15 protein-coding genes are annotated in these 19,940 nt (G+C 61.4%); 7 read left to right on the top strand and 8 right to left on the bottom strand.

The window, feature by feature from the left end:
* Nucleotides 1-26: 26 nt before the first annotated feature.
* Together ACIP6G_RS08980 and ACIP6G_RS08975 are read right to left on the bottom strand one after the other, a co-directional pair.
* Nucleotides 27-1,787 carry an amino acid ABC transporter ATP-binding/permease protein gene (locus tag ACIP6G_RS08980; protein ID WP_400289587.1) on the bottom strand — a complete coding sequence of 587 codons (1,761 nt, stop codon included), beginning with the start codon at nucleotides 1,785-1,787 and terminating at the stop codon, nucleotides 27-29.
* Nucleotides 1,787-3,526: an ABC transporter ATP-binding protein/permease gene (locus tag ACIP6G_RS08975; protein WP_400289585.1), complete on the bottom strand. Its 1,740-nt coding sequence runs from the start codon at nucleotides 3,524-3,526 to the stop codon at nucleotides 1,787-1,789. Before ACIP6G_RS08975 ends, ACIP6G_RS08980 begins: the two co-directional genes overlap by 1 nt.
* A gap of 118 nt (nucleotides 3,527-3,644) precedes the next feature.
* On the opposite strand from ACIP6G_RS08975, the gene ACIP6G_RS08970 reads away from it, so the two are divergent.
* Nucleotides 3,645-4,631: an acyl-CoA thioesterase gene (locus tag ACIP6G_RS08970; protein ID WP_400289583.1), complete on the top strand. Its 987-nt coding sequence runs from the start codon at nucleotides 3,645-3,647 to the stop codon at nucleotides 4,629-4,631.
* Nucleotides 4,628-5,254 carry a phosphoribosylanthranilate isomerase gene (locus tag ACIP6G_RS08965; RefSeq protein ID WP_400289581.1) on the top strand — a complete coding sequence of 209 codons (627 nt, stop codon included), beginning with the start codon at nucleotides 4,628-4,630 and terminating at the stop codon, nucleotides 5,252-5,254. The genes ACIP6G_RS08970 and ACIP6G_RS08965 overlap by 4 nt, the downstream gene beginning before the upstream one ends.
* Nucleotides 5,255-5,297: 43 nt before the next feature.
* Here the strand turns inward: ACIP6G_RS08965 and ACIP6G_RS08960 are convergent, their stop codons facing one another.
* Entirely contained in the window at nucleotides 5,298-5,849 is a 552-nt protein-coding gene (locus tag ACIP6G_RS08960; RefSeq protein WP_105658869.1) for a thioesterase family protein, read from the bottom strand.
* Nucleotides 5,850-6,049: 200 nt separating this feature from the next.
* On the opposite strand from ACIP6G_RS08960, the gene ACIP6G_RS08955 reads away from it, so the two are divergent.
* The 4 genes from ACIP6G_RS08955 (at nucleotide 6,050) to ACIP6G_RS08940 (ending at nucleotide 10,161) form a co-directional block, all read left to right on the top strand.
* Nucleotides 6,050-7,369: a sensor histidine kinase gene (locus ACIP6G_RS08955; protein ID WP_400289579.1), complete on the top strand. Its 1,320-nt coding sequence runs from the start codon at nucleotides 6,050-6,052 to the stop codon at nucleotides 7,367-7,369.
* Nucleotides 7,366-8,031 (top strand): response regulator, encoded by a 666-nt coding sequence (locus tag ACIP6G_RS08950; RefSeq protein WP_400289577.1) that lies wholly within the window; start codon nucleotides 7,366-7,368, stop codon nucleotides 8,029-8,031. The genes ACIP6G_RS08955 and ACIP6G_RS08950 overlap by 4 nt, the downstream gene beginning before the upstream one ends.
* Before the next feature lie 79 nt (nucleotides 8,032-8,110).
* A complete protein-coding gene (locus tag ACIP6G_RS08945) occupies nucleotides 8,111-8,992 on the top strand; it encodes an ABC transporter ATP-binding protein (RefSeq protein ID WP_400289574.1) in 882 nt (293 codons plus the stop codon).
* Nucleotides 8,989-10,161, top strand: coding sequence for an ABC transporter permease (locus ACIP6G_RS08940; RefSeq protein WP_105658873.1), 1,173 nt, complete (start codon nucleotides 8,989-8,991; stop codon nucleotides 10,159-10,161). Before ACIP6G_RS08945 ends, ACIP6G_RS08940 begins: the two co-directional genes overlap by 4 nt.
* 60 nt (nucleotides 10,162-10,221) lie before the next feature.
* Here the strand turns inward: ACIP6G_RS08940 and ACIP6G_RS08935 are convergent, their stop codons facing one another.
* From ACIP6G_RS08935 to ACIP6G_RS08920, 4 genes are all read right to left on the bottom strand, one after another.
* Nucleotides 10,222-11,694 carry an amidase gene (locus tag ACIP6G_RS08935; RefSeq protein WP_400289572.1) on the bottom strand — a complete coding sequence of 491 codons (1,473 nt, stop codon included), beginning with the start codon at nucleotides 11,692-11,694 and terminating at the stop codon, nucleotides 10,222-10,224.
* On the bottom strand, nucleotides 11,691-12,974 hold the full coding sequence (locus ACIP6G_RS08930; protein ID WP_400289571.1) for a M20 family metallo-hydrolase: 1,284 nt from the start codon (nucleotides 12,972-12,974) through the stop codon (nucleotides 11,691-11,693). Before ACIP6G_RS08930 ends, ACIP6G_RS08935 begins: the two co-directional genes overlap by 4 nt.
* Nucleotides 12,975-13,011: 37 nt before the next feature.
* Entirely contained in the window at nucleotides 13,012-14,358 is a 1,347-nt protein-coding gene (locus ACIP6G_RS08925) for an MFS transporter (protein ID WP_359192590.1), read from the bottom strand.
* 162 nt (nucleotides 14,359-14,520) lie between these two features.
* The gene (locus ACIP6G_RS08920; protein ID WP_400289568.1) at nucleotides 14,521-15,429 is read right to left on the bottom strand and encodes a LysR family transcriptional regulator; all 909 of its coding nucleotides are present in this window, start codon (nucleotides 15,427-15,429) and stop codon (nucleotides 14,521-14,523) included.
* Nucleotides 15,430-15,523: 94 nt separating this feature from the next.
* Between ACIP6G_RS08920 and ACIP6G_RS08915 the strand changes: the two genes are divergently transcribed.
* Nucleotides 15,524-16,123: a hypothetical protein gene (locus ACIP6G_RS08915; RefSeq protein ID WP_133834889.1), complete on the top strand. Its 600-nt coding sequence runs from the start codon at nucleotides 15,524-15,526 to the stop codon at nucleotides 16,121-16,123.
* 74 nt (nucleotides 16,124-16,197) lie between these two features.
* On the opposite strand, the gene ACIP6G_RS08910 is transcribed toward ACIP6G_RS08915, so the two are convergent.
* Nucleotides 16,198-19,716 carry a proline dehydrogenase family protein gene (locus ACIP6G_RS08910; RefSeq protein ID WP_400289566.1) on the bottom strand — a complete coding sequence of 1,173 codons (3,519 nt, stop codon included), beginning with the start codon at nucleotides 19,714-19,716 and terminating at the stop codon, nucleotides 16,198-16,200.
* Between the last annotated feature and the right edge of the window lie 224 nt (nucleotides 19,717-19,940).

Below are 19,940 nucleotides of genomic sequence, written 5' to 3'. Positions count from 1 at the left end.
GTTCCATCCATTGGGCGGGGCGTGGATCAGCTTGGCAAAATCCGGTCCGCTTCGCGCACGGCCATGCGGGAGAACAAGGATTGCCCATCGGCCAATAGCGCTGGCGCCGCACCGCGTTCCAGCACCACTCCTTCATGGAGCACCAGCACGTTCTGCGCCCGGGCCAGGATCGATAGCCGGTGGCTGATCATCAGCACCGCCATCCCTTCACCGCGGCGGCGTTCCACTGCTTCCAGGACCAGCTGTTCGCTGCGTGCATCCAGGGCGCTAGTGGATTCATCGAGGATCAATACCGCGGGGTTGCGCAGCAGCGCCCGGGCCAGGGCCACGCGTTGGCGCTGGCCACCGGAAAGCCGGGCAAAGCGATCCCCCAACCGGGTCTGCAATCCGGCCTTCTGCTGGCGCAGCCAGGGGCCCATGCCCAGCTCGTCGAGGACCTGCTCCATCTCGGCGTCGCTGATCCCTTCCGCACCCAGCAAGAGATTCTCGCGCAGCGTGCCACGGATCATCACCGCCTCTTGTGAGACCAGGATGATCCGGGTGCGCAGCTGCGCCAAGCTGGCGGCCTCCAGCGGCACATCGCCGAAGCTGGCGGTGCCGGCAGCTTCCACCGAGCGCACCAGGGCTGCTGCGACCGACGATTTGCCGGAGCCGCTTTCGCCCACCAATGCGAGCAGGGAGCCTGGTTCCAGTTCGAAGTCCACGCCGCGAACTACCCGATGGCCCTCGAAGGCAACCGACAGATCCGCCACGCGCAAGGTGCCGGAAGCAGGAAGGGGAACCGGGTTGGCGGGTTCGGAAACCGGATGGCTGGTTATCGCGGTGGCGTACAGCCGGCGAGCGCTGGCCAGCGAATCCTGCAGGCCCAGGATGAACCCGTCTACCGCGCGCACCGCTTCATAGGAAGGGACCAGGGCACAGCACAGCACGATCAGCGTGCCGAACTGCCCGGCGGTTCCCAGCAGGACAAAGAGCGCGAGCAGGCTGCCCCAGACCACCAGCTGGGTCAGCGTGGCCCGTACCGCGCTCACGGTTCCGGCCGAGCGCGCCGCTTGCCGGCTTTCGTGCAGGCTTTCGCGCATCCGCGCCATGACGGGTTTGCCGGCATTGAATCCGTGAATCACGTCGATGCCGGCAAGCGCGTCGGCCAGCAGCTGGTTCTGGGTGCCGCGAGCACTGGCGGTGGCCCGCGCGGTACGGCGCAGGGCGCCGACGCCAAGGGCCGGGATGGCCAGCCCGATCAGCACATAGCCGGCGAGCAGCACGAGGGCCGGTTGCATGCCGAATACCGCCCAGGTTCCCCAGGTTGCCAGGCCGCTGACTGCCACTGCCGCCACGGCCGGGGGCAGGGTGTGGGCGAAGAACACTTCGACCTTGTCGATGTCGCTGGTGGCCTTGGCGAGCATACCGCCGGAATTCTTGCTGTCCGCGGCGAAGGGCGCTTGGCGTTCAAATGCCTGGTACATGCGGTTGCGCAGCCGCGCCAGGGACAGGAAGGCCACACGGTGCCCTACATACTGCTCCAGGTAGCGCACCGCGCCCTTGACCAGCCCCAGCAGGATGACCACAGCGATCAGCGGTCCCCAGCCAAGGTCCATAGGCAGCTGCGCACCGCCCAGGTGCAGGGCCTTGGCCAGGCCGAACCCGGCCACGGCGTAGATCCCCAGCGAAGCGAGGCGAGTGGCGCAGGCCAGCACGCAGGCCAGCAGCAACGGCGGGAGCAGGTCCTTGGTGCTGCCAATCAGCCAGGCGACGGTTTTGATCGTGGAGATTTTCTGCGTGCGCATTAGTTCCCCTCCCCCAGCTGGCTCCGGCCGCTGGCATGCAGCGCATCAGCGCGTTGGCGGAATCCGTCCATGGCTTCCTTGAGATAGCCGTCGGCGGCCAGCAGCTCGTCACGGCGTCCGGCCTGGATGAGCTGCCCGTGGTCCATGACCAGCACGTAGTCGTAGTCGGCCAGCAACCCCAGCCGGTGGGTGACGGTGATGACCGTGGTGCTGCGGTCCAAGGAGCGCAGGGTCCCGAGCACGTCCGCTTCGGTCTGGACGTCCAAGGCACTGGTGGGCTCATCGAGCAGCAGCACGGGACGCTGCGCCAGCAGGGCGCGGGCCAGCGACAGGCGTTGGGCCTGGCCGCCAGAAAGCCGTGCCCCGCCCTCGCCCAGGCGTTGGGCCAATCCCCCGGGTTGCGCCTCGAACCACGCTCCCATGCCGACCTGGCGCAGCGCCAGGAGCAGTTCGCCGTCGGCAGCCTGGGGCGCACCGAGCAGGAGGTTCTCGCGCAGGCTCATGCCGAAGAGCGTGGCGTGCTGTTCCACTACGGCGGTATTGGCCTTCAAGGTTGCCGGGCCCATGGCTTGCCGGGCATCGCGGATGGTGCCGGAGGAAGCTTCGAGCTGGCCCTGGAGCACGCGCAGCAGCGTCGTCTTGCCGCTGCCCGAGGGGCCGATGATGGCAGTACGCGAACCGGCCGGGAAATGCCAGGAAATTTTGTCCAGCGCGTGGTGCCCGCTGTCGTAGCTGGCGCTGACTTCTTCCAGGATCAGATCGCGGTGGCGCAGGTCCACGTGCAGCGGATTGGCCATGGAACGGTGCATGGGGATGTCGGCGACTTCGGCCAGTTTCTTCTCGGCAGCCTTGCCGGTCATCCCGATGTAGAAGAAGCTGCCGACGTAGTTGACCGGGGCGAGCATCAGGAAGCTCAGGATCACCAGCGACAGGGCAGAACCCGGGGTGATGGCCCCGGAGCTGGCGCGCCACCAGGCCAGCAGGGCGGCACTGGCGAGCAGCAGCACGGCGAAGCTGGAATCGATGACCAGCAAGATCAACTGGTTGCGGGCCAGCAGCTTCATCACTTGCTGGCGTACGCGTTCGGTGGCCTGCTCGATGCGCGATCCCATCCACCGGCTGCCGCCGTTGAGCCTGAGCATGCCCAGCGAGCGCAGTGCGTCCAGGAAGGTCGCCGAAAGGATGCCCTGGGCTCGGCGGTACTCGCCGTTCGAGGAGCCGAAGCGCCGCTGGAAGCCCAGGACGATGACCGGGACCAGCGCGGTGGGAACCAGCAGCACCAGTGCGCTGAGCGGATCGATGGCAAAGGCGATGAAGCACAGGATCAATACCGGGGTGGCTACCGCGGAGATGGCCGGGCCGATGAAGCTGGAACGGTATTTCACGGACCGCTCCACCGAGTCCATCGCCGCATGCAGCAGCTCCCCGTCGCCGGAGGCGCGCACCGCCAGCGGGCCGATGGACAGATAGTGCTTGAGCAGCTTCATGCGGTGGTACTCGATCAGGTCGAGGCTGTTGCGCGAGATCACCACCGGGATCAAGAAGGTGGCAACCGCCATGATTAGCAGTTCGCCGAAGGCGCTGGCATACCATTGGGTGCCCAGCGGCCGATGGGCCATGAGTTCATCCAGGCCTTGGCCCACGACGATCACCAAGCCGGCGGTTCCAGCCGCGGCACTGAGGCTCAGTGCCACCACGATGGCTGTTGCAGCCGAAAATATTCCAAAGACCCTACGCACCCTCCTATCCTAGGGCAGAGCCCACCGGCAGTTCCGCGCCGTGGGGCTTGCCGGCAAGGCTGGGCCGTGAAGCGTCATACATTGCCCGTGATGCGCGTTGTGCGCGAAACTGGAGTGCATGAGCACCCCGGAGCTGAAACAACGTCCGCATTCTGTCACCTTGCGATTCCTCGCGGCACCGACCGACGTCGATGTCACCGGGATTGTTCCTGCGGGCACCGTTCTGGAGTGGGTCGACAAGGCCGCCTACGCTGCGGCGGTGGGATGGTCCTCCAGCTATTGCGTCACCGCCTATGTAGGCAATATCCACTTCGAAGACCCGATCCACTCCGGAGATCTGGTGGAAGTGACCGCTTCGGTGGTGTACACCGGAACCAGCTCCATGCACATCCATACCGAGGTGTCCTTCAGCGATCCGCGCGAATTGCGTCCGGTGAAGTCCAGCAGCTGCCTGGTGATCTTCGTAGCCGTCGGCGAGAATGGCAAGCCAACCCCGGTTCCGGCATTCACCCCGGGGACGGCCAGGGAAATCGCCATGCGCGAGAATGCGCTGGCGCGCATTGAGATCCGCGAGCAGATCGTCGCGTCCATGAATGAACAGGTATACACCGATGAGGGAACCGCCGAACGCGTGACGCTGCGCTTCCTGGCGGCGCCCACCGATGTGAACTGGGGCGGCAAGGTCCACGGCGGCATCGTGATGAAGTGGATTGACGATGCCGCTGAGCTGTGCGCGGCCCGCTACTGCCAGCAGGAAACCGTTGCGGTGTTCTCCGGCGGCGTGCGTTTCTACCGCCCGCTGCTGATCGGCCACCTGGTGGAGGTCGAGGCCCGACTGGTCTACACCGGGAACAAGGGGATGCACGTTGCGGTGCATGTGCGCTCTGGCGATCCGAAGACCCTGGAAATGCAGCTGACGACCTACTGCCTGACCGTGATGGTGACCCGCGATGAAACCGGCACCGCTGTTCCGGTCAAGCCCTGGGTGCCCGTCACCGGGGAGGACAAGCGGCTGTGGAATCACGCCCGCGACTTGTTGGCCATCCGCGCCAACGCGCCTGGCGGTTACACCCCAATCCATATGGCCAAGGAGAACGCCAAGTGAGTGCAGCAAAGCCCTTCGTAAAAGTGTGCGGCTTGTCCACGGCCCAGGACGTGCAAACCGCTGCGGCCCATGGCGCTGACGCCATCGGGTTCGTGCTCACGCCCAGTGCCCGGGAAATTTCTGCGCAGCGCGCCGCCGCATTGGTGAAGGCAGTTCCTGCAGGCATTGCCACCGTGGCGGTATTCCGCGGCGAAGAGATCCAGACGGTGCTTCAGCGTGCTGCGGACGCCGGCGTGAGCTGGGTGCAGCTGCACGGGCAGCGCACGGCAACGGATGTCAGCACCGCCCATGAGGCCGGGTTCAAGGTCATCCGCGCGGTGCGGCGCGATGACCCGGAGGAGCAGTTTGCCGATTGGGGCGAAGATCTGCTGCTCATTGACGCCTCGGTCCCCGGCAGCGGCGAAAGCTGGGATTATGCGGCAGTGAAGGATCTGGCCGCTGGTCGGCGCTGGCTGGTGGCCGGCGGACTGTCCCCGCAGAATGTCGCTGATGCCTTGGCTGCGTCCAGCGCTTTCGGCGCCGATGTCTCCTCGGGCGTCGAATCATCGCGCGGAGTCAAGGATCCCGAGCTGATCGCCATGTTCATTGATGCGGCCAAGGCTTCGCCGAATCCCGCACATTGAGTCCCCCGGCACGGTCCAGCAGGAATTGCGCGAGTGAATTGATTCAGCGGATCCAATTGTGCGGGGCCGGCTTGCGGGTGCTGGGCAGCGCTCCGTCCTGGCGCCACTGGTGCAGCCACTCGGGCAGCACCATGTCTGCTGGCAGTTCCAAGCCGACTGCTGCCAGGATTTCCTCGTTGGAAACCGCACCCTTTTTCGAGGTCATCCGGGTGGCGACATAGGCGCGAGCGTAGATTTCGCCCTTCACGACGATGCGCTGCTCGAAGAAGATGCACTTGTCGTCCATGCCGATCAGCCGGGTTTCCTGGGAGAACTTGGTTCCCAGGCGCACCGACTTGCGGAAGGTGATGGTCTCGGTCTGCACGACCGGAACCCATTTATTCCTGGACATGATGTCCCAGACACCGGAACGGAACATCAAGTCGAAGCGTCCGAGATCGAAGATCGAGAAGTACATGCCGTTGTTGATGTGGCCGGCAAAGTCGATATCGGTCAGCGTGGCACGCATGCCCACTGAGCTGGTGTCGAACATGGACAGCTTGGAAGCCTTCTTGCTGTTGAGGTAAACCATGAGGATTCGGAAAATCATGTGCATACCATCACATTACTGCCTAGTAACCTTTCTGCCTAGCGCATTTCCTCCCGGGTCAACGCCAGGGGTAAGCCTCCAGGCTCATGCCCGGAAAACCGCAGACCGGTAAAGTCGTTTCCAATGCCTGGCCAACGAGATGATCAAGGAACACCATGTACCGACTCCCTGAGCTAGTACACCGGAGGCTCCCAACGCTGCCTCCGATGGATTGGGAACGTCCGTCTCCGGATAAGAAGAGCTTGCGCCGCGACATTATCGTCGCTTCGGGCTTCCTCCTGCTGGCGCTGGCCATGCACGAACTCCTGCTCTCCCTGACCGAGCAAGAAAACGCGCCCGATCCCCTTCTCGCCTATCTCGTGCTTGTGTCCCTGATCGTGCCGCTGATGTTCCGCCGGCGCTGGCCCATCACCATGATGCTCATCGGTTCGGCTGCCTTCGTGGGCGCCGGAAGCGAAAATACCTACCAAGTCGGCATGGAGCTCTGCGCGCAGCTGGCCTATTTCATCGGCATCTACACCGCGGTCACGTGGTCGAAGAACCGCCGGGGACTGTGGATAGCGATGAGCGTGGTGCTGCTGTTCATGGCCACCTGGGTGATCGTCACCTTCTTCACTTCCGACTTGCTCACGGCCACCGGAACTTCCATGGTCGAGGATCCAGCAGGCGTGCTGCCGACGTCAACGGCCTTCATCTTCTACAACCTGCTGATGAACCTGCTGTACTTCGGCGGCGCGATCTTCCTGGGCATGGTCAGCTGGACCAATGCCTACGCCAGCCAAATAGTGGAAACCCAGGCCCAGCGCATTGCCGACCAGTCCCAGCAGCTGGCAGACCGTGCGGTCAACGAGGAACGGCTGCGCATCGCCCGCGAGCTGCACGATGTCATTGCCCACCACATTGCCTCGGTGGGAATCCAGGCTTCGGCCGCCCGCATGGTGCATGAGCGCGATCCCCAGCAGTCCATCGAACTGATGCGCGGCATCGAGTCCTCGGCACGCAGTGCAGTCAGCGAAACGCGGGCACTGCTGGGCGTATTGCGCGAACATCGCGGACCGGAGGATTCGCCGAACAGCGCTGAGGGGGCACGGAACCCCGAACCCTCCATGGCGCAGCTCGATGAGCTGATCGCAGCCAATGAACGCCAGGGACTGAGCATCCAGATCTCCCGCGATGAACACCAGCCCGGCTTCATTTCCGCTCTGCCGGCAGGCCTGTCGCTCGCGCTCTACCGCATCAGCGGCGAAGCCTTGGCCAATGTCCGTGCGCATTCCACGGCCCGCACAGCTACCTTGTCGCTGCGTTCGGGAACCGATGCCGATGGCGCATGGATAGAAGTCGAGGTCACCGACAGCGGCCGTCCCCGGCCGGATTCCGCCGGTGGCGGCTACGGCCTGCGTGGCATTCGCGAACGCGCCAAGCTGCATCACGGGCTAGTGGAAATCGGCCCGCGCATTCCGCACGGCTGGCGTACCCGGGCCCGGTTGCGCGTGGTTTCCGACGCGGCAACTAGACTGGCAACATGAGCAAAATTACCGTGGTGATCTGCGATGACCAGTCGCTGATCCTCTCGTCGCTGAAACTGATCTTGCAAACCGATCCGCAGATCCAGGTCATCGGCACGGCAGGCAACGGCCAAGCGGGCCTGGAAATGGTTCGCGAGCTGAACCCCACGGTGGCGCTGATGGATATCCAAATGCCGCGGATGGACGGCATCGAAGCCACGAAGCTCATCGCCACCACCACCCAGACCAAGGTCATTGTGCTGACCACCTTCAACCGCGACGACTACCTCTTCGAGGCCATGGATGCCGGGGCCAGCGGGTTCCTGCTGAAGAATGCAGAGCCTGAAATGCTGGTTGCCGCCGTGCACCAGGTGGCCGCCGGCCACGGGCTGCTCTCCCCCGAAGTCACGCTCAAGCTCATCCAGCGTGGCACCGGCGCCGTCCCTGCCGCGGATTCGGCAACGGCAACTACCGAGGCCCAGCAGCTGGAAAAACTCACCGAACGCGAACGCCAGGTACTCTGCGAACTGGCCCAGGGCAAGAACAACCAGGAAATCGCCGCAGTGCTCTCCCTGTCGGAAGCCACGGTGAAAACCCACCTGTCGAACCTGTTGGCGAAGCTGCACCTGCGCGACCGGGTGCAGGGCGTGCTATTCGCCCACCGCGCCGGACTCATCCAATAGTTTCATTCTCCAGACGGAGCGCAAATGCTGCTTCGTTTCCTAAGCTGATGAGTAGAAACAATACTTGGCAGAGGAAAACATGCTTGAGCTAAACCATGTGTCACGGTCATTTGCACAGAATTTGGTGCTCGATGACATCAGCTTCACCGTACCTGGCGGCGCGCTCACCGGATTCGTCGGTGCCAACGGTGCCGGCAAGACCACCACCATGCGCATCATCATGGGATTGCTCAGCGCCGATTCCGGTTCTGTTTCGCTCAACGGCCAACCGCTCAATGGAGCCACCCGCCCCAACTTCGGCTACATGCCCGAGGAACGCGGCCTGTATCCCAAGCAGCCGGTCATAGACCAGCTGGTCTACCTCGGACAGCTCCATGGCCTGTCCCGCTCCGGAGCACGCAAACGGGCCATGGAACTGCTGGCCCGTTTCGGATTGGCTGACCGCGCCAAGTCGAAACTCGAATCCCTGTCCCTAGGCAACCAGCAACGCGTTCAAGTCACCGCAGCACTGCTGCACGAACCCGACGTGCTCATCCTCGACGAACCTTTCAGCGGACTTGACCCGATCGCGGTGGACGCAATGAGCTCCATCCTGCGCGACTATGCAGCGCGTGGCGTACCGGTGCTCTTCTCTTCGCATCAGCTGGATCTGCTCGATGTGCTGGTGGACCATCTGGTGATCATCCAGGACGGCAGGATCCTGGCCAATTCATCGGCAGCCTGGCTCCGTGCGACGCAGGCATCCCGGCACCGGTTGTCCCTGGGCTCCGACACGGGCTGGCTGCGCAATGAACCGGGGGTCACCGTTATCGATATTTCAGGCCATGACGCATTGGTGAATTTCGACTCCGAATCCGATGCTCAACGCGTGCTCGCCACCGCCATGAGCCGCGGGCCCGTCGCAGAGTTCGCAATCCATCGCCCTTCGCTGGCCGACATCTACCGGGAGATCATCAAGTGAACACCACCACGGCTCCATGGCTCATTGTCGCCTTGCGCGAAGTCGAAACCAAGCTGCGCGACAAAGCTTTCATCATCAGCACCATCGTGACCTTGCTATTCATCATCGGATCGGTCGCCCTTACCGGTTTCCTCGCCAATCGCACGTCGAATTTCGCCGTGGCGGCCACCGACGATGCCAGTTTCCGGGTGCTGGAGCAGGTGATCCAGGATCGCCCCGAAGACGTGGAATTGAGCATTTCCAGGCTCGCTCCTGAACAGGCGGAGCAGCAGCTATCCGCTGAGCGGCTGAACGCGACCTTGTCCGGTTCGGCCGATGCGCAGGAATTCACGCTGACCGGTTTCAACGCGGTCGACCAAGAGCTCAGTTCTCTGGTCCGCGAAGCAATGAAAACCGTGAAGACCGATCAGCTGCTGGCCGAGGCCGGACTGGAATCAGCTGGCCTGCCCGATAACGAGGACCTCATTCTCGATCAGCTCCATGGCGATTCCGAACGGGCCGCGATGGCCAGTGCCATGGCGCTGGTCTTCTCATTCCTCTTCTACATGGCCGCATTCCTCTTCGGCATGCCCATCGCCAATTCGGTCATCGAGGAGAAGCAGAACCGCGTGGTCGAGATCCTGGCCAGCACCATCCGGCTGCGCCAGCTGCTGGCAGGAAAAATCATCGGGAATGTCGTTCTCGCAATGATCCAGCTCCTGGCCTTCCTCAGCATTGGCTTGCTGGCTGCCTACATTTCCCCGATCCAGATCCCGTTCCTCGGAGTTGTCACCCAGGTGGCCGGGTGGTTCGTGGTGTTCTTCTTCGGCGGTTTCCTGCTTCTGGCCGGGATCTGGGCAGCGTTGGGCTCCTTGGCTACCCGTACCGAGGATCTGCAGCAATCCAGCGGGCCCGTGGTGGGCCTCCTGATGGCGGTGCTGTTCATCGGGTTGTATGCCAAGGGCAGCTTCCTGGTGGTCGCTTCGTACATTCCTATCGTCTCCTCGGCGGCGATGCCTAGCCGCCTGCTCTCCGGCGAGGTAGCTTTCTGGGAGCCGATTCTTTCGCTGGCAATTCTCCTGGCTGCCTGCTGGCTCGTGCTGCTGTTTGCCGAGAAGATCTACGGCAGGGCAGTGATGCACACCGGTGGCGCGCTGACCTTGCGCAAGGCACTGAAACTCGAGGTCTGAGCCTGCAAGAATAGGCGGGGTCCAGTCCATTCTGGACTGGTCCCCGCATATTCCCTGATGTTAGCCGGTCGGTGTTCCTGCCAGTGCTGGGTATGGATTACCACTGGTAAACTGGATGACTCGTTCCATAGCGAGCGCAGCCTGGAATACGGTCCTTTCATCCCATGGCTGACCGACAATCTGCAGTCCAATCGGAACGTTGGCCTCACCCACACCGCACGGAAGATTCATCACCGGTCGATGATTGGCGATGTTGAAAGGACTGGTCATATGGCCCTCCCAATAGTGCTTAAGCTTCCGTCCTGCCACGCTGATCCCGTCCAGGTAGTCTCCGTCGGCCTGCAGCCAATCGACTGCGTTCGTCGGGCAAAGCAAGACATCCACGCCTGACATAGCCGTGTTCAATTGCTGATTGAACAGTGCGTCCAAGCGAAGGGAATCGACCAATGACACTGATTCCGCCTGAGCCAGCGCGTCGGCAATGAATTGATCGGTATAAGCAGCTCTCGGATTTTTAGAGTTCCCGATGATCTGGGTCATCGCCGGGGCAAGAATTTGTCCGAAATGGGCGAAGCTTGTTTCCCTGACCTGGTCTGTTGTCCAGGGCAGGTCGACTTCCACAATATTCGCTCCCAGATCCCGCAGCCGCTGGATCGTCGAGGCGAACGCTGCGGCAACCATTTGGCTTACGGGGTAATTGCCCAGCTCCAGGGAGACCCCGATCTTCAAGTCGGCGAGAGACGCTTCTTCAAATTCTTGGCTGGGATTTGTCGATCCCCAAGAGTTCGAATCAGCCGGGTGCGTACCGCTGATGATTGATGACATAAGCAGAACATCCGCGACGGTTCGTCCCATCGGCCCATCGCCGCGGTAACGATCAGCGGCCAATTCCCCAGCCCCGGGGATCCTTCCGTATGGGGCCTTGTACCCAACGGTTCCGGTGAAGGCAGCCGGAATTCGAGTTGATCCTGCAATGTCCGAGGCGGTAGCCAACGTGGTAAATCCGGCTGCCAACGCTGCACCCGATCCCCCGGAGGATCCGCCCGGTGACATTTGGGGGTTCCAAGGGTTGCGGGTAACTCCCCAGATAGGAGAGTGCGTTACAGTGGCGCAGCTGAACTCAGGACTCGTCGCTCGGCCGTGGATAATGGCTCCGGCAGTTCGGAGCCGTTCGATGATCGGATGGTCGACCTCGGCAACAGACTGTTTCTGCGAGAGCAGTCCCATCGAAAGGCTGTGCCCGGCTAGCCCGTGTTTTTCCTTCGCGACGACACTGATGCCTAACAATGCCGGCAACTGTTGCACTTCATTTGCGCGACGGGCTTTGGCGTACGCCTCCGTGTTTCTGGCAGCTTCAGCATATGCTTCGGTTTCCATCGTCTCGGTCAGCGCGTTGATTCTTTCGACCCCACGGTCCCTGTCGGCATTGATCAATTCAAACTGTGCTTCAAGGACCTCTGCAGGAGAGATTTCTCCACTGTGGAAAGCTGATAACTGCTCTGTTGCGCTGAGGAAGGCTAGATCATCCATCATGCGGAAATCCCATGGATTGCTTTGCTCTCGTTGCCAGCCAACGCTGCATTCTCATCTAGGGCGCCAAAGATCATTTCCCAGCCAATCTCAGTGAGGACTTCCAACCCGTGGATCATGTCCTCGTCAGTAGAGAATTCTCGTTCGCAATGGCTGACGCCGTCGATTGAGGGAATGAAGAGCATGACCGTCGGCACCATTCGGTTCATCGCTACCGAGTCATGCCCAGCCATCGTGCGTATACGACGAACGCTCTTGCCCAGATTGGCGGTTATTTTCTCGATTAATTCAAGGCCAGACTCCGGATAGTACTGAATCTCGCGCACGTCGAAATCATTGACGTTGATCCGAATGTCGTGTTCACGGGCAATCTCCGCAATTTGCCCAATTAGAATTTGTCGCGCTCGCAATACGTCCGTTTTCATCTCGGCGCGAAGGTCAGCAACCAAGTGCACCCGACGAGCTACGACAATCGGAGAATTCGGTTCCAACGTCATTTGCCCGACCGACGACACGATGCTGCCCTCAGCAAAGTGTCCTACGACGTCGTGGACTTTCAGTATCACCTTGCTCGCAGCGACAAGTGCGTCATGACGATCGGCCATGGCCGTTGCACCGGTATGGGATTGTTCCCCAAGCACTTCGACGTCCAGCTTCTGCGTGTGCCAGGAAAAATCGACAGCTCCGATGTTGATCGACTCTCGTTCCAGGATGCGTCCCTGTTCGATGTGGATCTCCGCGTAGCCTGCCACGTCAGGACGTTGATCGTGGCCGAGGTATCCAATAGATTCCAGGGCTTCTGCGACGCTGATCCCCGCCAAATCCCGGGTTTGCAGCATCTGTTGTTCGTCCATGGAGCCCTCGAACACAGAAGAGCCCATGATGGACGGGGCGAACCGGCCGCCTTCTTCATTGAACCAATTGGCTACCCCTATGTTGAAGGCTGGCTGCTGTAATTCCGCTTTCAACCTTGACTCAATGGCTTTGGCAGCATGCAGGCCTGCGAGGACACCGTAGGCACCATCGAAGCGTCCACCCAGTGGTTGCGAATCCATATGCGATCCCAGCAGTATGTAGGGGGCCCCTGGCGTAAGTTCGATCAATGCAAACATGTTGCCGATAGTGTCGACGCGAAGTTCCCAGCCGTGGTTCCTGGTGAATCGCGCGAACCAATCTCGACTGAGTTTGTCCTCGGGTGTGGCTGCTTGCCGGTCGACACCGTTTTTATCCGTTGCGCCGAATTCGGCAACGTGGTGGAAGTCAACGAGAAATTCGTTGTGCATGGTGAATTCCTTTCTGTGAAGTTAGAGTACGGCGCTTTTACTGGCCGGTGGCTGGCGAAGACTTGGCATAAAGCGGATGGGTTTCCGGCACTGGGGTGAAGACCAGCAGACACAGCACGATAAGTGCGGCTGTGGCCATGTACACGCCTGGGATCATCGCAATACCGGTGCCCGAGACCAGCCACGTCCCGACGAATGGAGCAGTGCCGCCAAAGATTGCGTAGGCAACGTTGTAGCTGATGGCTGAGGAAGTGTACCGAGTTCTGGTGGTGAATATTTCCACGAAGAAGGTGTAGCAACCGCCGCCATAAATACACATGGGAACCACGAAGAGCAGTTGCCCTATGATTGCCAAGGCGAGTGAACCGCTGGTTACCAGCATGAAGCATGGAATGCTGAGTATCATCAGCGCTGCGGAACCTGCGATGAGCATCGGCTTGCGTCCGAAGCGGTCGCTGAACCGTCCGCCAATAGGAAGCAGGATCGCGTAGCTGGCCATGGCTACGGCATTTGCCACTAGCGACATTTCCAGGCTCAGGTTTCCGGTTACCTGGACATAGGAAACGAAGTATCCGGAGAGGAAGTAGAACCCCATGGCTGTCAGCGCCATGACGAAGATGACCTGAAGCATCCGGAGCTTGTTCTCTGCGAACGTCTGGCGCAAAGGGCTGTACTCCTTGTGCTCGTTTTTCTTGAGCACCTGCTGGAATGCTTCCGACTCTTCGGTCTTGGAGCGAATCCAAAGGCCGAAGAGTGCGAGCGGGAGGGCGAGCAGGAATGGTATACGCCAGCCATAGGATGCAAAATCTTCGGAGTCCATCGTCGTGGACAGCACCAGGATCAGGGTTCCACCTATCACCGACGGCAATGCTGTAGCTGCCAGAGTGATGTTCAGCCAGAAGCCTCGTCTATCAATTGGCGCATGTTCGAAGACGAAGGCAGGTGCACCGACAGATTCGCCGCCGGCCGAGAATCCCTGGACGAGTCGGCACAACACCAGAAGTGCTGGAGCCAGAGCTCCAATTTGCGCGAAGGTCGGCAACAGTCCGATAGCGAATGTTGCCAGTCCGATAGTCATCAAGGTGATGAACAAGACCTTACGGCGACCGAGTTTGTCTCCCAGCACGCCGAAGAACATTCCGCCAAGCGGCCGGACGAAGAAGGCGACACCGAACGTCGCGAACGTCGCGAGCAGGCCTGCCAGCGGGCTGTCTGATGGGAAGAAGAGTGCGGACAGCGTGACTGCCGATAACCCGTAGAGCGTGAAGTCGTAGAATTCGATGAACTGTCCGATGCTGCCACCGGCCAGCACGCGACGCTTCTGTTTCATGTCGGATTTCGTCGTCGACGGCACCGCGCCGGCATCAATGCTATTCAGGGTCACGAGTCTGCCTTCTTTCGGGCTAAGCTCCGCCGAATTCTCAGGAAGCTGCTGTGGAAGGAGCGGACGAGCAGTCCGGCCTCTTAGTACTCAACCATCTGTGATCCACGTCATGTCGTCCAACGCAAAAGTTTTATTGGCGTGATCGCTAAAAGCGATCAGAAGTTACCCGTCGTTCAGGATCTCGCCCGCAAGGTCTGCGAACGCCCGAGCTTTCCGCGTCATCTGCATCTCCTTCGGATAGGCGACCACAATTGAAATGGGAATGACCGGATCACTGATTTGCAGGGGCACTACGGCTTTGCCGGTGTAGGTCAGGTCATGCGACAAACGCCGGTTCAGAACCGAATATCCCAACCCCATGGCCACGTAGGAACGGACGGTCTCGTATCCTGAAACCCAATGGGCCACATTGGGTTGGAGTCCCAACGAGGAGAAGAGCTTGAGAAAGTACTCTCTTGAATGTTCTTGATCGAGCAGAACTAGCGGCTCGTCAACGAGGTCCTCTAGCGATACAGTTCCGTTGCCTTGCGCCAGCGGATGTTCGTGGGCCACGATGACGTGCGCACCTAACCGGTCTACCTGCTCCATCGAGAATTCTGCTCCGACGCCGAGGTCATACATGAGCGCTATTTCGCATTCGCCCTTGCGCAAGGCATCTAGAACTTGTTGTTGCTCGCCTTCGATAAATTGCAATTCGATACCGGGGAATGCGGATTTGAATGCTGCGAACAACCTCGGTGCAACGAAGGGTGCCAACGGCGCGAAAATTCCGACGCGCAGTCTTCCGCTAAGTTCATGGCTCGCTCCGCTCAATGACGAGTGCAAGATCTCCGCATTTTCCAAAAGGTTCCGGGCACCTGCCACAAGTCGCTTCCCGTCCTCGGACAGGTTCAACGCACGGTTTGGTAACCGCAGGAACAGCTGCACGCCTAAATCGCGTTCCAAATGGTTGATCGCGGCAGACAATGTCGATTGCGAGACATTCAAGGACGCTGCTGCGGCACGCATGTTTTCGAACCGCGCAACTTCAATGAAATACCGCAACTGGATCAGAGTGAATGAACGCGCCATGCAAGTCATCCTAGCCCTGTATTGGCCTACTAATCGGTACTCCATTAGGGTGAAACCAAGTCGATGCACAGCCAGCTTCATTAGACTTGGCTAAGTGAGCGAAGAAAAACCACTGTTGCATCTGCCGGCCCGCCTGATCATTGTTTGGCTGGTGCTGATCGCCGGCATCACCGGATCCACGCTGCTGTCCACCGCCGACTATGTCACCGGCGGCAGCCTGCTCTCCCTGATCGCCTTGTGGGTGATCAGGCTCGTGGCCATCGGCAGCTTCTGGTTGCTCGAAGCGCGCAAGGACACCAAGGTCTTCGCGATGCTGCTGGTCCTGCTGTCGCTGGTCCTGGACATCTTGCTGAAGCTGCCGGTACTGGACACCGTGGAATATGGCGATTGGTTCCTGGTCTCCGCGCTGGATCTGCAAGGAATGTACACCGGCTACTTCACCGTCTGGGGCCTGCTCCTGCCGGTGCTTTCGCTGGTTGGCTGGTTCGTCTTGCGTCCCCGCAAGCTCGCTGGCTGGATCGTCGGCCTGCTCTCGGCGGTGGGCCTGGGATTTGCGGCCCTGTCCGTGGCTGGTTCGGCCAGCGGATCCGTACTCGCCTTTACCCTGGTGACCTTGGCGCGCTACATTCTTCCGGCGATCCTCTCCGCCACCGCGGATCTTCTGGTCGCCAAGTTCAAGGTACGAAAGAAGTAAAGAGATTTCCGGCATAAAGCAGTGGCCAGCATCCAAATAAATGGATGCTGGCCACTGCTTTATGCGCTTGCCTGCTAGATCAGCGAATCACTGAGGTGATTCGGGGTGCCGAAGCGGTGCGCGGTGATGGATACGGCCTGCTCATGCAGGAACGGAAGCATCTCCACCCGTCCGGCAGCGGTCACCGGCGATGCGTAGATGGCCACATCCGGCTTGCCGTTGGCTGCCTCGGCGACAGCCTTCATCGAGCCGCCGATCAGGCGGATGCGGGCAGCGGACTCCGGACCGGTCTTCGCAGCCAGCTTCGCAGCACGGGCGGCGAATGCCGCAGCGTCTTCGCGCACCACGGTGACCGAGTTCTCGGCCAACAGGTTGCGCACGCCCAAGGGCAGCTGCACGTCAGCGGAGAAGATCACGCGGGAACCTGCGGTGACACCGGCGGCAATGACGCGCAGCGCCTCGGCCAGTCCGTGGCCGCTGGTGGCTTCTTCGAAGCGCACCGTCACGTCAACGGCGCGGTACCGGAAGATGTTGCGTTCGGCGACCAGACCCGAGCGGTCCTTGGCCTGGTTGAACTCGTTGTTCCACCACAGCTTGTCGCTGGCCAGTGCCGAGCCCAGCCACTGCGCCTGCTCCGAATCCAGTTCTGCGGTGTTCAGCAGGCGCTCGTCGAATGCCGAGAGCGCTGCGCCCTGCGTGGCTGGGGCATCCACCCAGGAGCCCATGCCGATCAGGTAGTTCGGACCGCCGGCCTTGGTGCCTGCGCCGATGGCCGACTTCTTCCAGCCGCCAAATGGCTGGCGCTGCACGATGGCACCGGTGATGCCGCGGTTGGCGTAGATGTTGCCCGCCTGGATGTTCTCCAGCCAGTAGCCCATCTCTGCCGAATCCAGCGAATGCAGGCCCGAGGTCAGGCCGTAGTCCACCTCGTTGACGATCTCCACGGCTTCTTCCAGGGTCTTGGCGGTCATCACGCCGAGAATCGGGCCGAAGTATTCGGTCTTGTGGTATTCGCTGCCGCGGGCCACATCGTAGCGCACGCCCGGCGAGTAGAGCTTGCCCGAGTCATCGAGCTGCTTCGGCTCGATGGCCCAACGCTCGCCGGCGCCCAGGGTGGTCAGGCCGCGCTTGAGCTTTTCGCCCGGCTCGCCGATCAATGGACCCATCTGGGATTCGGGGTTCCACGGGTAGCCGACCTTCAGCGACTTCACCGCATCGATCAGCTGGTTGTTGAAGCGGCGGGATTCAGCCACCGAGCCCACCAGCACCACCAGCGAGGCTGCCGAGCACTTCTGGCCGGCGTGGCCGAAGGCCGACTGCACGACGTCGCGCGCAGCCAGATCCAGGTCGGCGTTCGGGGTGACGATGATGGCATTCTTGCCGGAGGTCTCGGCCAGCAGCGGCAGGTCCTTGCGGAAGGAGCGGAACAGTTCCGCGGTCTCGTAGCCGCCGGTGAGGATCAGGCGGTCCACGCGCTCATCGGAGACCAGCTGCTGGCCCAGGGAGCGATCGCCCACGAAGACCAGCTGCAGCACGTCCTTGGGCACGCCGGCATCCCACAGGCACTGCACCATGACAGCGCCCACGCGGGCGGCCTGGCTGGCAGGCTTGATGATCACTGAGGAACCGGCGGCCAGCGCCGAGAGGGTGGAACCGGCTGGGATCGCCATCGGGAAGTTCCATGGCGGGGTGACCACGGTCAGCTTCGACGGGACGAACTTCGCGCCATCCACGGCATCCAGTTCGCGGCCCAGTTCCGCGTAGTAGTGCGCGAAGTCGATGGCCTCGGAAATTTCTACATCGCCCTGGTCAATGGTCTTGCCGCATTCGGAGCCCAGGACTTCGAGCAAGGTGGCGCGGCGCTCCTCGAAGAGCAGGCCGGCACGGTGCAGGATCTGCGCGCGCTGGGCCGAGCCCAGCTGCTGCCAGCCGGCGGCGGCATCCACGCCCATGGCGATGGACTCGTCGAGTTCGCCGGCGCTGTTCAGGGTGTTGTTCTTGACCAGTTCCTTGCCCAGCGGCGATTCCTGCATCTTGGCCAGGATCTCGCGTCCCCAGGCACGGTTCTGGTTCAGGTCCGGGTCGGTATCCGGGGTGTTGAAGAATTCGGTGGAGCCATCGGCGAAACCGGCCACGCGGGTGCTCAGCGCCGGATCCTGGACCTGGCGGTTCTGCACGCGGTGCGGGGCAGGGACCACATTGGACATGGCTTCCAGGGAAGCGAGGAAGCGGTTCTTCTCGCGTTCGAACAAGGCCTCGTTCTTGGCCAGCTCGAAGACTGCGGACATGAAGTTTTCCTGGCTGGCGCCCTCTTCGAGGCGGCGGATCAGGTAGGCGATGGCCACGTCGAATTCCTGCGGGTGCACCACCGGGGTGTAGAGCAGCAGCGAGCCGACGTCCTTGCGCACCGCTTCGGCCTGGCCGGTAGCCATGCCCAGCAGCATTTCGAATTCGATGCCGTCGGTGGCATTGCGCGACTTGGCCAGCAGCCAAGCCAGTGCAACGTCAAAGAGGTTGTGCCCGGCGATGCCGATGCGGATGTTCTTCACGTGTTCGGGGCGCAGCGCGTATTCCAGCACGGACTTGTAGCTGGTGTCAGAGTCCTGCTTGGTGTGCCAGGTGGCCAGCGGCCAGCCGTGGATGTCGGCTTCCATGGTTTCCATTGGCAGGTTGGCGCCCTTGACCACGCGGACCTTTATGGGTGCGCCGCCTTCGGCCACGCGGGCCGCGGAGAATTCCTGGAGCTGGATCATTGCACCCAGGGCATCTGGCAGGTAGGCCTGCAGCACGATGCCGGCGGGCAGGTCCTTGAATTCCGGCTTGGAAAGGATCTTGGTGAAGACCGCGATGGTCAGCTCCAGGTCCTTGTACTCTTCCATGTCCAGGTTGATGAATTTCTTCTTCGGGCTGTTGGCAGCCAGCTCGTACAGCGGCTGCAGCTTTTCCACGATGTGCTCCACGGCTTCATCGAACGCCCAGTGGTTGTGCGGGGCGACGGTGGAGGAGACCTTGATCGACACGTAGTCCACGTCGTTGCGTTCCAGCAGCTTGGTGGTGCCATCCAGTCGGCGGGCTGCTTCGCCTTCGCCGAGGATGGCCTCGCCGAGCAGGTTGACGTTCAGGTCCACGCCCTCGCGCTTGATCTTGGAGATCGCGCCGCCGAGCTTGGCATCCGAGGCGTCAATGATCAGGTGGCCTACCATCTCGCGCAAGACCTTGCGGGCGATGGGAACTACTACCTGCGGCACGACTGGGGCCATGGCGCCGCCTACTGCGACGGCCTTGCGCATGTACCAGGGCAGGAAGCTTGGCACCATGGGAGCCAGCGCCTTGAGGTTGGCTGCTGCGACCTTCAGGTCTTCGGGGCGGATCACGCCATCGACGAAGCCTACGGTGAAGTCCAGGCCCTTGGGGTCCTTGAGCACACCGGCCAGACGGGCAGCGGCAGCATCTACAGGGTATTCGGAAGCTTCGGTGAGCCAGCGGCGCACCAGTTTGATGACGTCGTCAGCGAGTTCGGCCGGCGAGGTGAGCGGGTTGCCGTCGGCATCTAGTGCGGCTGGCACTACGTGCTGGGTGGAGGTGAAAGACACTGGTGGTCCCTTCGATGCAATTCGTACTTGTGGTTCGGCACCGAACGCTGATGTCGTTATGGCTAATCCGGTGGTCTGCTGTTGCCAGAGAACCGCCAAGAAAAGCTGTGTGCAAGATCGAGTATGAACCTATATTGTCTTAAGCAAAAGTGAACAAAACCGAAGATGTTCGTTCGGTTTTGCCGAAGTGTCTAGACTCCGAGAGTCCCCACTAGCTGAATGGC

Source organism: Glutamicibacter sp. NPDC088483, from assembly GCF_044753145.1.
Lineage (GTDB): Bacteria > Actinomycetota > Actinomycetes > Actinomycetales > Micrococcaceae > Glutamicibacter.
Note: the sequence above shows the minus strand (reverse complement) of the source record. Positions and strands in the feature narration are given on the sequence as shown.